Raw genomic sequence first — 13,932 nt, forward strand, 5'->3', positions numbered from 1 at the left:
TTATCCGCGTGAGAAAGACGTGGGTGGCCGGGACAAGCCCGGCCATGACGGCGTAGCGGAGCTAGTCCGCGAGCTGGAAGCGCTCGAAGCGGTCGAGCTCTTCCTCGATGCGCCGCTTGAGCTCCTTGCGTGCCGCCTGCTTGTTGCCGTTGCCGACCCAGCTCCATTTCTGCATCAGCAGCTTCTTGTTCTGCCGGTCGGTCTTGAGGTCGAGGGCGGCGACGATGTCGTCGCCGACCAGCACCGGCAGCGCGAAATAGCCGAACAGGCGCTTCTCCTTCGGCACATAGGCCTCGAAACGGTGGCCGTAGCCGAAGAACAGCTCGGTGCGCTTCCGCTGGATGATCAGCGGATCGAACGGCGAGAGGATGTGAACCAGGGTGGGATCACCCTCGCCGGTTGCCTCCAGCACCTCGGGCCGCGCCCAATGCTCCTGCTTGCCGGCGCCTTCCAGCGCGACCTGGACCAGTTCCTTGCGGCGCAGGCGCGCCTCGATCAGGCTGCGCACCGCCTTCTTGCTCGGCGCGTCGAGGTGGCAGATCGAATCCAGGCTGACGATGCCCTGCGAGCGCAGCGCGCGGTCGAGCAGATAGGCGGTCCGGGCCGAGGCCGGGGCCGGCTTCGGCGGCTTGTCCCAGCCGAAGTGCCGGGTCATCAGCTCATAGGTCTTCAGCATGCCGGCGCGCTCGCTGATCGTGACCACGCCGCCATAGAAGGCGAGCTGCAGCGCGCGCTTGGAGGGCTTGCGGCTCTGCCAGAGATGCTCCTTCTCGGTCAGCACGTCGTCATCGATGTCGCGGATGGTCAGCGGACCGGCACGAAGCAGCCGCAGCACCTTGCGCGTATCCGCCGGCGTCACCGACGAGAACCATTTGTGGCCCTCGCGCTTGTGCGCCTTCATCGCCGGCAGGAAGATGCCGATGTCCTTGGACGGAATGTAGGACAGCGCGTGCGTCCAGTACTCGAACACGCTCTTGTCACGGCTCTGCGCCTGCTTGAGGTCGGCGCGGCGGTAGTCCGGAATGCGGGTGAACAGGATGTGGTGATGGCAGCGCTCGATCACGTTGATGGTGTCGATCTGCACATAGCCGAGATGATCGACGGCGGCCGCGACCGCCGACGCCCCCTCGCCGAACGGCACCTGGGTATCGAGCCGCTGCGCGCGCAGCCAGATATGGCGGGCGGCAGCATTGTTCAACGAAAGGGGTTCGGCGGCGCGGGACATTGCCCCAGCAATGTAGTGAGATTCGCGCTGCTGTGGAGAGCCGCGCGGCGGAAATCAGCTCCGCATCATTCGGAGCGGCTACGTCGATCCGACGACCCGCCGCAACCACGCAACGTCCCCGATCGCCGCCGCGAGCGCGGCGCTTTCTCCACGGAAGATGCGGGACGAATGACCGCCGACCGGAAACCAGCCACTACCATCTTCGACGTCCCGCCGATATTCCTCGAAGCCGATGCTGCCGTCCGGGCGAAGGAAGATATCGACGCAGCGCGAGGCAGCTTCGTCATTGATCGAGCGGAGGACGCGATTGACGTTGGCCATGATGTCCTCGCTTCCTGCCTGCCTTCCTAACGCAAGGCAGGGCGGCACACTCAACCGTGACCCAGATCACATTCCGAGGTTTGAACCCGTCCTAGTCTCCCAGCATCAAAACGACAGCAAGCCGGATTGGCTAGCCCGACATTTGAGGACGAAAACCATGACCCGCTCTTTTTCCTTGTCTTTTCTGACAATCGGCGCCGCGCTGTCGATGACGGCGGGCGTCGCACTGGCCGGCAGCGAGGCCGTGCCGGCCGCACAGATTCTCAATGCGCTGAAGCCGAAGTCGGCCACCCGCGGCCTTTCCGCCGGCACGCAGGTCGACCTCGCGGCTTCCGCCAAGGAGGCAAGCTTCCTCAACACCGTCCGCAACCGGCAGACCCGTTCGTTGTCGCGCGTTGAACGCCAGGAGATCGCCGACATCGCGGCGAACAAGCCGAAGATCGATCTGGAGATCCACTTCGACTACAACTCGGCCGACATCAGCAAGGGCTCGACCCAGGCGGTGCAGGAGCTCGGCAAGGCACTGTCCGATGCCAGCATGAAGGGCTCGACCTTCGTCGTCTCCGGCCACACCGACGCGATCGGCGGCGAGGCCTATAACCAGGACCTGTCGGAGCGCCGCGCCGACACCATCAAGAAATATCTGGTCGAGCATTACGGCCTGAACGGCTCGGATCTCGTCACCGTCGGCTACGGCAAGACCCGGCCGAAGGACCCGAGCGCGCCGATGGACCCGAGCAATCGACGCGTGCAGGTCGTCAACATGGATACCAAGACCGCGTCGCAGTAATCTCCCGCCGCCTCGATCCGCCTGCCGCGCCCGGCAGGCGGATCACTCTACTTCAAAGACCGTCATATCCAGCCCTGAAACAGCATCAACCGGTTGAACGTCGCCATCGACGTCTCGATGACAGCGGCCGTGACCGGCAGCATCGCAACAAACCCTGCACATCCAACCGCGACGAACGCCCACAGCAGCCAACGCGGCGCCCCCTTGCGCGTCAAGGCGTAGACCAGCACGAAGCTCGCGGTGGTTGCCGCCGGCAGATAGTAATAGATGAAACCGAGCGTGCGCGGCAGCAGCGCCCAGGCGAGATACGGGCCGAGGTAGAACGCCAGCACGAGAAATGCATCACGGCCGCGCCCGATGATCCAGTCGCGCAGCGCAATGATCAGCGCGATCAACGCCGGCCACAGCACCAGCGGGTTGCCGAGGAGCACGATCGCGGCGAACCTGTCATCGCCGACCTTCTCGAACAGGTACCAGACCGGGCGCACCAGGAACGGCCAGGACGGCCATGAGCTCATATAGGTGTGCCCCGCGATGGCGGCCGTGGTGTTGTCGGCAAAGATGCGGCGCTGCGCCTCCATGATATCCGTGAACGAGAGGCCGTAGAGCGGCACGAAGGTCGCGAGATAGACGGCCGCCGGGATCAGCACGAAACAGACGATGAAGTGAGGAAGACGAAAATCCGGCCATAGCTCCGGCTGATACCAATCCTCCGCATTGCCGTCGGCAAAGCGCGTGCGCCAGCCCTGCATCAGGCGGATCGCAACCACGATCGCGATGCAGGTCGCGAGCACGAACAGCCCGCTCCATTTGCAGGCACTGGCAAGCCCCGCGAAGAGCCCCGCCAGCGCAAAGGCGGATTGCGGCTGCTTTTGCCTGAAGCCGTGGACGAAAGCCGCGATGGCGAACAGGCCGAAGGCGAGCGCGAAAATATCCAGCATCGCGATCCGCGACTGCACGAACAGCATCTGGTTGAAGAAGGCGAGCAGCACGGCAGCGATCGCGCGTTGCTGCGACGCGAACAGCGCAAGCCCGCCGAGATAGACGCCGACCAGCGCCAGCGCACCGAACAGCGCCGCGGGATAGCGCCATCCGAGCGGCCCGTCGCCGAATGCCTTGATCGAGAGGGCGATGATCTCCTTGGCGAGCGGCGGATGCATCGGGTTGAGGATCGGGCCCTCGCGCACCGGCAACAGCATCTGCCGCGCCGCCGGCACATAGTGCACCTCATCGAAATAGAGCTTGTCGGGCGCCGTGATCCCGAGCAGGAGCACGACATGGGCGACGATGAAGATGATGGCAGCGGCGATCGCCGTGCGCGCGGCGCGACGTCGTGGAACAAAATGCGAATTGGATACGATGTTCAAAGGGCAAGCACGGTGCGAGGGGAACGCAGCTTGCGACAAATATACGATATCAGCGGCATCCGCGATCCGTCGCCACGGTCATGTGACGGAACCATCGTGCCCATACAGTCATGCCCCGCTTCATGCGGGGCATCCAGTACGCCGCGGCCTCTCGGCCGAGCCCGAAATCTCTGGAATGCTGGATCGCCCGGTCCCGTCTACGCCAAGGCTTCGACGAGGCGACGAATCCCCGGCTCGCCGAAGCTTTAGCGAAGGCGGCGAGCCGGGCGATGCCAGCGAAGTCCTTACCTCACGCTGCGGACTTGCCCTCATAGGCGCGGCGCAGGCCTTCGATATCGAGCTTGATCATCCCGAGCACGGCCTGCATCACGCGCGCGGCAGCGGCGGCGTCGGGCCCGCCGAGATATTGGCGGACCACTGCCGGCACGATCTGCCAGGCGACGCCGTAGCGATCGCGCAGCCAGCCACACTGCTCGGCGGTGCCACCAGCCGCGAGCAACGCGTCCCACAGGCGGTCGACCTCGGCCTGGTCGACACAGTCGATCGCGAACGAGACCGCGTGGGTATGCTCCATCCTCATCCCGCCGTTCAGCGCCATGAAGCGCTGACCGGCGAGCGTGAATTCGACCAGCAGCACCGTGCCGGCCTTTCCGCCGGGGCTGTCAATGACGTTCTTCTGGACGGTCTCGATCCGCGAACCGGGCAGCAGCGAGACGTAGAGGTTCGCGGCCTCCTCGGCCTCGCCGTTGAACCACAGGCAGGGAGATACCTTGGACATGCTTGAGCTCCTCGTGATGGCGGGATGCGATCAGGCGGTCGCCGCGGCGGACTGCGCCTTCATCGCCGCCTCGACGTCCATCCACATCACTTCCCAGATGTGACCGTCGGGATCCTCGAAGCTGCGGCCATACATGAAGCCGTAATCCTGCTTCGGAGATGGATCAGCGTTGCCGCCCGCACCCGTTGCCTTGGTGACATAGCCGTCGACCGCGTCGCGGCTGCCGGCGGACAGGCAGATCAGCACCTCGCTTGTGGTTTTGGTGTCGGCAATTTTCTTCGGGGTGAACTCGCGGAACTTGTCGTGCGTCAGCAGCATGACGTGAATGGTCTCGGAGATGACCATGCAGGACGCGGTATGATCGGAAAACTGCGCGTTCTTGGTCGCGCCGATCGCCTCGTAGAAGGCGGTCGCGTGGACGAGATTGCTGACCGGCAGGTTGACGAAGATCATTGTCGGCTGGGCCATGAGGTGCTCCTGTTGGCGGGGTTGTGCCCCGAGGACGAACCGCATGACCGGCTCCCGACATCGCCGTGCCGATTTTTTCTTGCGGCGTCCTGCCGCAGGGTGACGTCAGGTCACAATCGGTGTCGGCATGGTCAGGAATGCCCGCGTCACATGCCAGAACAGCTCCCGATTGGTGGCAAGCGCCACCGAATGGGCGGTGCCGGGCAGGATGATGAACTGCCGGTCGCCGTTCGGCAGCTTGTTGAAGAACTCCTCGAGGTCCGGAACAGCGGCGATGCCGTCATATTCGCCGCGGACCAGCAGCACCGGCGCCAGCACCCTCTCCGGATGCACGACCGGCAAATTGGCGGTCATGTCGAGATAGGTGCCGGTCGGGATCTGGTCGCCGAACTGCATCTCGACGTCGGCAAGCACCTCGACCACGGCGGGGTCCGACGTGCCGGGCCTGTCGCGGGTCGCGATCGAACGGATCATGTCGCGGTCGCGCCTGCGCATGTTGTGGCTGCGATAATAGGCGAGCTGCTCGGCGCGCTTTGCCAGCGTCGGCGAGCCCTCGCCCTTGTAGGTGAAGGCCGCGAACACCAGCCGGTCGATGCGTTCGGGCGCCGCCATTGCGAAAGCGCCGGCCCGCAACGCGCCGGAGGATTCGCCGACGAAGTGATATCGCCGCTGCCCGGTCTCACGCGCGATCACCTCGACCGCGGCCTTCAGATCCTCGACGCCGCTCGCAATATCCGCATTGCCCGACGTGCGGCCGGACTTGCCGTAGTTCTCGTGGTCCATGGTCCAGCAATCGAAGCCGTAGCGGGCAAATGTGTTCAGCAGCGAATACTCGCCCTTGCCCGGCACCGTGAGGTCGAACACCCTTGATGTCACCGACGAGCCGTGGACGAAGAACACCACTGGCCGCCCCGGCTCGCCCGGCTTCGGCGCACCGATCCGCTTGCGGAACATCCACAAGGGGATGTCGCCCTTCTTCGCCCAGTATTCGTTGCTCCATATTTCTCCTTCGGCAGGAACCGCGGTCGCGGCTTGCGCCGACGCTGCGCCGAACACGCCGGCCGCCGTTGCAATGCCGATGCCTTTGATCATGCTGCGCCGCGAATGGTCAGATGACATCATGGTTCGCTCCCTTCCGGATTTCTTCGTCCGATCCGGTGCGATCGAGCATAGCAGCGGGCAAAGCAGCCCGCGCGACGCCGGCTTCTCACGGCGGCAAATAGGATGCACGATTTTGTGAACGCGGCTTCCGGCCAACGGCGCGGACGACGGACGGACTTGGTCCTAGTCTCCGCGGCGATCCGACCGGAAAAATCCGGCGAGAAGCGGGAGCGAAGAATGAGCAGCAATCTCACCGACGAAGAACTTGCCGCCTTGATGCCCTCCGAACTGTGCCAGCACCAGACGCCGATCCCGACCCAGATCGTCTCCAGCGACGAATTCTATCCCGACCCGCAGAACGAACGTCAGCGCGAGGTCGAGGCGCGGCTGCTCGCGATGGCCGACGATCTCGGCGGCAAGCAGGGCTTCGACCGCCGCAGATTCTTCCAGACAGCGGCCGGCATGGCCGCCTCCTTCGTCGCGATGAACCAGGTTTACGGGGAGCTCTTCGCCGTGACGCCGGCGGAGGCCGCGACACCCGCGATGGCGCAGGAGCGCGCCAGCGCCCTGAAAGACCAGTTCATCATGGACATGCACACGCATTTCCTGCGCGACGACACGCGCATCATGGGCTTTGTGGAAATGCGCAAGGCGGTCGGCAAGGCCGGCTGGAACACGGAGCTCAACGATCACGAGCAGACCATCGAGGATCTCAAATTCAACAACTACAAGAAGGAGATGTTTCTCGATTCCGACACCAAGATCGCGCTGATCTCCTCGGCGCCGTCGGATATCGAGCAGGACTGGTTCCTGACCAACGAGCAGATGGCCGACGCGCGCAAGAAAATGAACGACGAGGCCGGTTCGCGGCGGGTGTTCTGCCACGCCATCTTCACGCCCGGGCAGCCCGGCTGGCTCGACAAGCTCGACGCCGCATTGGCGCTGAAGCCGGAATCCTGCAAGGGCTACACGATCGGCGACAACACCCACAAGGAGATCAGCCGCTACCCTTGGCGGCTGGACGACGAGAAGGTCGCCTACAAGGGTTATGAGAAGATGGTGAAGGCGGGCATCAAGAACGTCTGCGTCCACAAGGGACTGTTTCCGCCCGGGATCGAGAAGCAGTATCCGAATCTGCGCGGCTTCGCCGACGTTGCCGATGTCGGAAAGGCCGCCAAGGACTGGCCGCAGCTCAACTTCATCATCTACCACTCGGCCTATCGCCATGTCGGCGGCGACCCGAAGGTCGCGCTCGCCGAGTTCGAGCGCACCGGCCGCATCGCCTGGACCTCGGATCTCGCCGACATCCCGGCGCAGTATGGCGTCAACAATGTCTATGGCGACGTCGGGCAATTGTTCGCGACCACGCTGGTCGCCGAGCCCAATGTCTGCGCCGCGCTGATGGGTACCCTGATCAAGGGGCTCGGCGCCGACCACGTCTGCTGGGGCACCGATGCGCTATGACCGGCGCGCCGCAATGGCAAATCGAGGGCCTGCGGCGGCTGGAAATCCCGGAGATGATGCAGAAGAAGTTCGGCTATGCACCGCTCGGCCCCGCCGACGGGCCGGTGAAGACGGCGATCTTCGGCGACAACAACGCCCGGCTCTACAACATCCAGCCGAAGCGCGCGATGCTCGACCTCAAGGGCGATCGCTTTGCGATGATGAAGGCGCAGTACGAGAAGGCCGGCGTCGAGCCGTCGAACACGCGTTACGGCTATGTGGTGCCGAACGGTGTGATCGATCACCGGGTGTTTGCCTGAGCCCGTCGTTCCGGGGCGACGCGCGAGCGTCGAACCCGGAACCTCGAGATTCCCCGATGCGCAATTGCGCATCTGAGGTTCGACGCTGCCGCGTCGCCCCGGAATGACGGCGTCACCTCCCCGTAAACCTCGGCTTGCGCTTTTCGCTGAACGCCCTGGCGCCTTCCTTGAGGTCCTCGCTGTCCTTGATGGCGTCGAGCTGCCGGCGCACCTCCGCGACCGTCTCCAGCGGCCCCTTCGGCATCGCGTCACGCGCGAGTTTCTTCAGCGCCTGCACCACCAGCGGCGCGTTGCCCGCGATCTTGGCCGCCAGCTCCTGCGCCGCCGCAAGGTGCTGCCCCGGCGGCGTGATCCGATTGACGAAGCCGATCTGGTAGGCCCGCTCGGCCGAGAGCTCCTCGCCGACGAGCAGGAACTCCATCGCGATCTTGTGCGGCATGCGCGCCAGCACCGAGGAGACGCCGCCGCCGGTGGTGCCGATCTTGGCTTCCGGATAGACGAACCGCGTCGTTTCCGAGGCGACGCAGATGTCGGCCATCTGCACCAGAACGAAGCCGCCGCCCACCACCCAGCCCGACGTCGCCGCGATCACCGGCTTGTCGAGCTCGACACCGAGCCCGGGCACCGCCTGCCACATATTGGCAGGGAAATCCCTGACGTCGGCGCCGACACAGAAATACTTCTCCTCGGCCGAGGCCAGCACCGCGACGCGGTCATCGCTGTCGCGAAAGCGCCGCCAGGCTTGCTGCAATTCGTCGCACAGCGCGTTGTTGAGCGCGTTGTGCGAGGAGACACGGTCCATCGTGATGGTCGCGATGTGGTCGGCGCTCTCGTAACGCACGAGCGTCATGCTGGCCTCCTCCCCTGGACTGTCATTCCGGGGCACGCGAAGCGTGAACCCGGAATCTCGACGCAAATGTCGCGGCTATTTCTTCTCGTCGGGATGGCGGTGCACCGGATCGACCCACAGCACGGTCTCCGGCTTCTCGATCGGCTCGATGTCGAGATTGATCGCAACCGCCTCGCCGTCGGAGCGCACCAGCACGCATTCCAGCACCTCGTCGCGGCTGGCATTGATCTCCTGATGCGGCACGTAGGGCGGCACGAAGATGAAATCGCCGGGGCCGGCTTCGGCGGTGAACTGCAGCTTCTCGCCCCAGCGCATCCGCGCCTTGCCCTTCACGACATAGATGATGCTTTCGAGATGGCCGTGATGATGCGCACCGGTCTTGGCGTCCGGCTTGATGCTGACGGTGCCTGCCCACAATTTCTGCGCGCCGACCCGGGCGAAATTGATCGCAGCCTTGCGGTCCATACCGGCGGTCGACGGCACGTTCGGATCGAGCTGGTTGCCGGGAATCACGCGGACGCCGTCGTGCTTCCAGCGCTCATCGTCGTGATGGTGATGATCTTGGGAATGGGTGTGATCGTGGGAACCGCTCATCATTCTTGCTTTCGTTGGCCTGATTTCCTGCGTGGAACGCTAGCGAAAAGCAGCCGCGCAGGCGAGCGGAAAATCGGAACATCGCCATGTTCCGGCGCGTTACCTCAGCGTATTCCGAAGGAGTAATTTCATGGGTAGCACGACCGATAGGATGAAAGGCACGGCCAACGAGGCGATCGGCAGGTTCAAGCGGCGTCTTGGCAAGGTCACCGGCTCGCCGGCGATGCAGGGCCGAGGCGCGATCCTGGAAGCCAAGGGCAAGGGACAGAAGGCACTCGGCGGCATCAAGAGGATCGTCGGCAGGGTGACCGCAGCGGCTCACTGGCCTCGCTGAACGAGAGATGACACGGCCGCCCCATCGAGCCGGCCGATCGAGCATGAACGACGCTGCTCAGCCGCGCGGGCGCAGATGTGCCAGCACATCCGGATGTGCCAGCACATCCGGATTGACGACATTGGTCGGCGCGCCGGCCGCGTAAGCCAATATCTGGTCGAAGATGTCGGTGAACTGGATTTCGTACTCGTCGCGCGAGACGTAGCCGAGATGCGGCGTGCAGACCACATTGTCCATGTTGAGCAGCGGGTCCGCGGTGTCGCGCAACGGCTCCTTCTCATAGACGTCGATCGCGGCCATGCCTGGCCGGCCGGCGCGCAGCGCATTGACCAGCGCGCCGGGCTCGATCAACGGCGCGCGGCTGGTGTTGACGATCAGCGCGGTCTGTTTCATTTGCGCGAGGTCTGCCGCCTTGACGATGCCGCGCGTCGCGTCCACCAGCCGCATATGCAGCGACAGCACGTCGCAACGGGCAAAGAAATCCGCCTTGCTGGCTGATGTCTCATAGCCGTCGGCGCGCGCCTTCGCCATCGCGCCCTCGCGCGCCCAGACCAGCACGTTCATGCCGAACGCCTTGCCGTAGCCCGCGACCACGGCGCCGATGCGACCGTAGCCATAAATGCCGAGCGTCTTGCCGCGCAGCGTATGACCGACGCCGATCTGCCACTTGCCCGCCTTCAGCGCCTCCATCTGTTGCGGGATCGCGCGCATCGCCGCGAGGATCAGGCCCCAGGTGAACTCGGCGGTGGCGTAGGACGGCGTATCGGCATGCTGGCTCGACGACACGATGATGCCGAGCCGCGTGCAGGTGTCGATGTCGATATGCGGATAGACGCTGCGCTGGCTGATCAGCTTCAGCTGCGGCAGACGTTCGAGCAGCGGCGTGCGGATCTGGGTTCGCTCGCGGATCAGGACCAGCGCGTCGGTATCGCGCAGCCGTTCGGCGAGCGCATCGACGTCCTGGACGTGATCGTTCCAGATCTTGACGTCATACCCGTCGAGCTTGCGGTAGCAATCGAGGGTACGCAGCGTGTCGAAATAATCGTCGAGGATCGAAATCTTCATCGCTGCGCCCCTTGTTGTTGCGGGCCGGTTACTTGACGCCCATCGGCTTATTTGACGCCGAGCAGTTCGACGTCGAACATCAGCGTGGCGTTCGGCGGGATAACGCCGCCGGCGCCGCGCGCGCCATAGCCGAGGTTCGGCGGGATGATCAGGGTGCGCTTGCCGCCGACCTTCATGGTGGCGACGCCCTCGTCCCAGCCCTTGATCACGTGACCCTGGCCGATCGGAAACTCGAACGGCTCGTTGCGATCGACCGAGGAGTCGAATTTCTTGCCCTTCTGGCCGTTCTCGTAGAGCCAGCCGGTATAGTGCATGACGCAGGTCTGGCCGGTCTTCGGCGAGGCGCCGGTGCCGACCTTGCTGTCGATGATCTGGAGGCCTGAAGCTGTGGTCATGGGCTTTCCTGCAGTTTGGGCCGTTGCCGTCCCGCTGACAACGGACGTGGAGACTGCCGCCGCAAGGCCGGCGAATGCAGTCTTGATGATCGTGCGTCGGGAAGATCGCATCTTGCACCTCTCGTGAAGGACGGCCGTCTCTAGCCCAGTGCGAGCCGAATCCCTAGCCATTTTTCAGTGACCGGCCATGCCGCCGTCGCGGTCCAGTGCAAAATCGTCGAGCAATGGCGACGACGCACCTGCGATCAGATCGCCGATCAATTGCGCCGCCAGATAGGAGAAGGTGATGCCGTTGCCGCCATAGCCATACGCGGCATAGACGCCCTTCGCGCCGGGCACCGGGCCGATCAGCGGCAGGCCGTCGCACGTGGTACCGAACGTCCCGGCCCAGCGATAATCGATCTCGGTCTCCGCAAGCGGCCACAGCGCGGCAAGGCGTTTCGCCAGCGCGCGCGATTTTTGCGGGATCAGGCGGTCGCGTGCGTCGGGCTCGATGATCTCATTGCTGTCCTCGCCGCCGACCATGATGCGGCCCTCCGGCGTAGTGCGCGCGTAGAGATAGTCTTTCGCGCACTCCCAGATCAGCACGCCATCCTTCCAGATGTTCTGCGGCTGCGGCGCGGTCGTGATCGCCCAGCTCGAGGACACCGCCTGGACCCTGGAATGAACGATGTCCGGCATCGCATAGCCGGTCGCCAGCACCACGGCTCTGGCGGCGATTTCGCGGTCATTGTCGAACCCGACCGTGACCGCCTCACCTGCCGGATCGAAGGCCGTGGCCTCGGCATCGAACGCCCGCGCACCGCGCGCGACCGCGAGCCTGAGCAGACTGTGGGCAAGCTGCAGCGGATCGGCATCGGCCGCGCCGGATGACACGATCGCGGCGGCGCGCGCCATGCCAAAGGTCTCGAGCAATTGCCTATGGTCGAGGAAATCGCCCGGCAGGCCGATGCGGCTGCGCAACCGGTGTTCGTCGAGCAATTCCGCAGCAGAGCTTCCAGTTGCCAGATACAGCGAGCGTTTCGCCCTGATCTCGCTGAGAATGTCGTGGTCGCGAACCAGCGTCGTCAGTCCGGTCACGGCCTGCAGGCTCGCCCGATAGACGCGCGCCGCGCGATCGAGGCCATAGATGTCCGTCAGCTCGACCAGCGGACGATCGATCTCCCACAACAGCATCGAGGTGCTCGCCGCGGTGCTGCCGCGGCCTGGATGCTCGCGATCGACGATGACGACGTCGAGCCCCTGACGCGTCAGCCGCTCGGCGACCAGCGCACCGGTGATGCCGGCGCCGACGATCAGCGCATCGCAGGAGAGATTTTCAGCGAGCGGCGGCGGACGCTTCGACGCCGCGCGCCAGGGTGGAGAGCCGCCACGCAGATCGGCCTGTTCGGTCTCGTCTGAATCGAGGGTGCGGATAGCGGACCTCGCGGGGATGGGCTTTCAGCACCAACCCTCGCGATAAAATCTTGTTCCCTCCGCCGAGCCTCGCCGGCCGCGACAATCAGTAGCCGAGCGCGCAGCCGTCCTTGCGCGGATCGGAGCCGCCGGTCAGCGTCCCCTTGTCCCAATCGATCCAGATGCCCTGCCCACCGCCGAGCGGCGCGACCACGCTGGTGGTCTTGTGACCGATCTTCTTCAGGCCTTCGACGATCTCCGCCGGCACGCTGTCCTCGAGCTGGTAGACGCCTTCGTAGTGCAGGCCGCGTGGCATATCGATGGCTTCCTGAATGTCGCAGCCATAGTCGAGCATGTTGGTCAGCACACGGGTCTGACCGACCGGCTGGTACTGCCCGCCCATCACGCCGTACGGCATCAGCGCACGGCCGTTCCTGGTGACCAGCGCCGGGATGATGGTGTGCAGCGGACGCTTGCCCGGTGCGATGCAATTCGGATGTCCGGGCTGGATGCGGAAGCCGCCGGCGCGGTTCTGCAGCAGGACGCCGGTCTTGTTGGAGACGATCGCCGAGCCGAACGAATGCGCGATCGAATTGATGAACGAGCAGACGTTGCGATCCTTGTCGACCACCGTGATGTAGACCGTCGACGGATTCATCGGCGGCGCGACGTTCGGCAGTTCGAGCAGCCGGTCCATCCGGATGTTCTTGATGTGCCCTTCGGCGAATTCCCTGGCGAGGATACCGGCAACGTCGACATGCACGTGTTGGGGATCGCCGATATGCTGCTCGCGCATCATGTAGGCGATGCGCGCCGCTTCGGCCTCGAGATGGAAGCGCTCGATGCTGAGCGGCTTGAACTTGGTCAGGTCGAAGCGCGACAGGATGTTGAGCATGACCAGCATGGTGATGCCGGGGCCGTTCGGCGGGCACTGCCAGACGTCGTAGCCCTTGTACATCGTGCCGATCGGCGAGGTCGCCTCGGTCGAGTGCGCGGCGAAGTCCTCGAGCGTGTGCAGGCCGCCGATGCCGCGCAGCGTCTCGACCATGTCGGCGGCGATCTCGCCGCTATAGAAGGCGTCGCGGCCTTTTTGCGCGATCGCGCGCAGCGTCTTGCCGAGCTCGGGCTGGCGGATCACGTCGCCGGCGACCGCGGGCTTGCCGTGCGGCAACAGATAGCGCTCGGTGTTGGTGCCGTTCTTCAGCTTCTCGAAGCCGTTCTTCCAGTCGAAGGCGATACGGGGAGCGACCACGTAGCCCTCTTCGGCGGCCTTGATCGCGGGCTGCAGCAGCCGGTCGAAGCCGAACTTGCCGTGCTCCTTAAGGATCACGTCCCAGGCATCGACCGCGCCGGGAATGCTGACCGCATGTGCCGAGGTCAGCGGCACCGAATGGATCTTGCGCTCGAGATACCAGTCGGCGGTCGCCGCCATCGGCGCCCGGCCGCTGCCGTTATAGGCGGTGATCTTGCCTTCCCCCCTCGGCTG

Annotated in this window: 17 protein-coding genes; 5 read left to right on the forward strand and 12 right to left on the reverse strand. The window is 64.7% G+C overall.

Annotated features, from left to right (window positions below; translation table 11 throughout):
* Positions 1-61: 61 nt before the first annotated feature.
* The gene (locus AKL29_RS35795; RefSeq protein WP_050387402.1) at positions 62-1,225 is read right to left on the reverse strand and encodes a winged helix-turn-helix domain-containing protein; all 1,164 of its coding nucleotides are present in this window, start codon (positions 1,223-1,225) and stop codon (positions 62-64) included.
* A gap of 78 nt (positions 1,226-1,303) precedes the next feature.
* Complete coding sequence (locus tag AKL29_RS35800) at positions 1,304-1,546, reverse strand: hypothetical protein (protein ID WP_050387403.1); 243 nt, start codon at positions 1,544-1,546, stop codon at positions 1,304-1,306.
* 157 nt (positions 1,547-1,703) lie between these two features.
* Between AKL29_RS35800 and AKL29_RS35805 the strand changes: the two genes are divergently transcribed.
* Entirely contained in the window at positions 1,704-2,336 is a 633-nt protein-coding gene (locus tag AKL29_RS35805) for an OmpA family protein (RefSeq protein ID WP_050387404.1), read from the forward strand.
* A gap of 62 nt (positions 2,337-2,398) precedes the next feature.
* Here AKL29_RS35805 and AKL29_RS35810 read toward each other — a convergent pair whose 3' ends face one another.
* From AKL29_RS35810 to AKL29_RS35825, 4 genes are all read right to left on the reverse strand, one after another.
* Positions 2,399-3,703, reverse strand: coding sequence for a phospholipid carrier-dependent glycosyltransferase (locus tag AKL29_RS35810; protein ID WP_050387405.1), 1,305 nt, complete (start codon positions 3,701-3,703; stop codon positions 2,399-2,401).
* Between the two features lie 289 nt (positions 3,704-3,992).
* Positions 3,993-4,481, reverse strand: coding sequence for a VOC family protein (locus tag AKL29_RS35815; protein ID WP_028333235.1), 489 nt, complete (start codon positions 4,479-4,481; stop codon positions 3,993-3,995).
* A 30-nt stretch (positions 4,482-4,511) separates the two neighbouring features.
* Positions 4,512-4,949, reverse strand: a complete 438-nt coding sequence (locus AKL29_RS35820) for a VOC family protein (protein WP_050387406.1) — start codon at positions 4,947-4,949, stop codon at positions 4,512-4,514.
* 105 nt (positions 4,950-5,054) lie between these two features.
* Entirely contained in the window at positions 5,055-6,071 is a 1,017-nt protein-coding gene (locus tag AKL29_RS35825) for an alpha/beta hydrolase (protein ID WP_050387407.1), read from the reverse strand.
* Positions 6,072-6,287: 216 nt separating this feature from the next.
* Here AKL29_RS35825 and AKL29_RS35830 point away from each other — a divergent pair, with 216 nt between their 5' ends.
* Together AKL29_RS35830 and AKL29_RS46080 are read left to right on the forward strand one after the other, a co-directional pair.
* Positions 6,288-7,514, forward strand: coding sequence for an amidohydrolase family protein (locus AKL29_RS35830; RefSeq protein ID WP_244482609.1), 1,227 nt, complete (start codon positions 6,288-6,290; stop codon positions 7,512-7,514).
* A complete protein-coding gene (locus AKL29_RS46080) occupies positions 7,511-7,813 on the forward strand; it encodes a hypothetical protein (protein ID WP_244482610.1) in 303 nt (100 codons plus the stop codon). The genes AKL29_RS35830 and AKL29_RS46080 overlap by 4 nt, the downstream gene beginning before the upstream one ends.
* A 112-nt stretch (positions 7,814-7,925) precedes the next feature.
* Here AKL29_RS46080 and AKL29_RS35835 read toward each other — a convergent pair whose 3' ends face one another.
* Positions 7,926-8,663 (reverse strand): enoyl-CoA hydratase/isomerase family protein, encoded by a 738-nt coding sequence (locus AKL29_RS35835; protein WP_050387408.1) that lies wholly within the window; start codon positions 8,661-8,663, stop codon positions 7,926-7,928.
* 75 nt (positions 8,664-8,738) lie between these two features.
* Positions 8,739-9,257, reverse strand: coding sequence for a cupin domain-containing protein (locus AKL29_RS35840; RefSeq protein ID WP_028333240.1), 519 nt, complete (start codon positions 9,255-9,257; stop codon positions 8,739-8,741).
* Between the two features lie 130 nt (positions 9,258-9,387).
* Between AKL29_RS35840 and AKL29_RS35845 the strand changes: the two genes are divergently transcribed.
* Entirely contained in the window at positions 9,388-9,591 is a 204-nt protein-coding gene (locus tag AKL29_RS35845) for a CsbD family protein (RefSeq protein ID WP_028333241.1), read from the forward strand.
* Positions 9,592-9,648: 57 nt separating this feature from the next.
* On the opposite strand, the gene AKL29_RS35850 is transcribed toward AKL29_RS35845, so the two are convergent.
* The 3 genes from AKL29_RS35850 to AKL29_RS35860 all read right to left on the reverse strand — a co-directional run bounded on the left by AKL29_RS35850 (position 9,649) and on the right by AKL29_RS35860 (position 12,320).
* Complete coding sequence (locus tag AKL29_RS35850; protein ID WP_050387409.1) at positions 9,649-10,656, reverse strand: D-2-hydroxyacid dehydrogenase family protein; 1,008 nt, start codon at positions 10,654-10,656, stop codon at positions 9,649-9,651.
* A gap of 47 nt (positions 10,657-10,703) precedes the next feature.
* The gene (locus AKL29_RS35855; protein ID WP_028333243.1) at positions 10,704-11,162 is read right to left on the reverse strand and encodes an FKBP-type peptidyl-prolyl cis-trans isomerase; all 459 of its coding nucleotides are present in this window, start codon (positions 11,160-11,162) and stop codon (positions 10,704-10,706) included.
* A gap of 63 nt (positions 11,163-11,225) precedes the next feature.
* Positions 11,226-12,320 (reverse strand): NAD(P)/FAD-dependent oxidoreductase, encoded by a 1,095-nt coding sequence (locus AKL29_RS35860; protein WP_028333244.1) that lies wholly within the window; start codon positions 12,318-12,320, stop codon positions 11,226-11,228.
* Between AKL29_RS35860 and AKL29_RS46085 the strand changes: the two genes are divergently transcribed.
* Positions 12,261-12,452, forward strand: coding sequence for a hypothetical protein (locus tag AKL29_RS46085; protein ID WP_050387410.1), 192 nt, complete (start codon positions 12,261-12,263; stop codon positions 12,450-12,452). The two genes, AKL29_RS35860 and AKL29_RS46085, sit on opposite strands and share 60 nt — an antisense overlap.
* Before the next feature lie 100 nt (positions 12,453-12,552).
* On the opposite strand, the gene AKL29_RS35870 is transcribed toward AKL29_RS46085, so the two are convergent.
* On the reverse strand, positions 12,553-13,932 hold a 1,380-nt coding region (locus tag AKL29_RS35870), incomplete at its 5' end, for a gamma-glutamyltransferase family protein (protein WP_244482611.1).

Source organism: Bradyrhizobium pachyrhizi, assembly GCF_001189245.1.
GTDB classification, from domain to species: Bacteria; Pseudomonadota; Alphaproteobacteria; order Rhizobiales; family Xanthobacteraceae; genus Bradyrhizobium; species Bradyrhizobium pachyrhizi.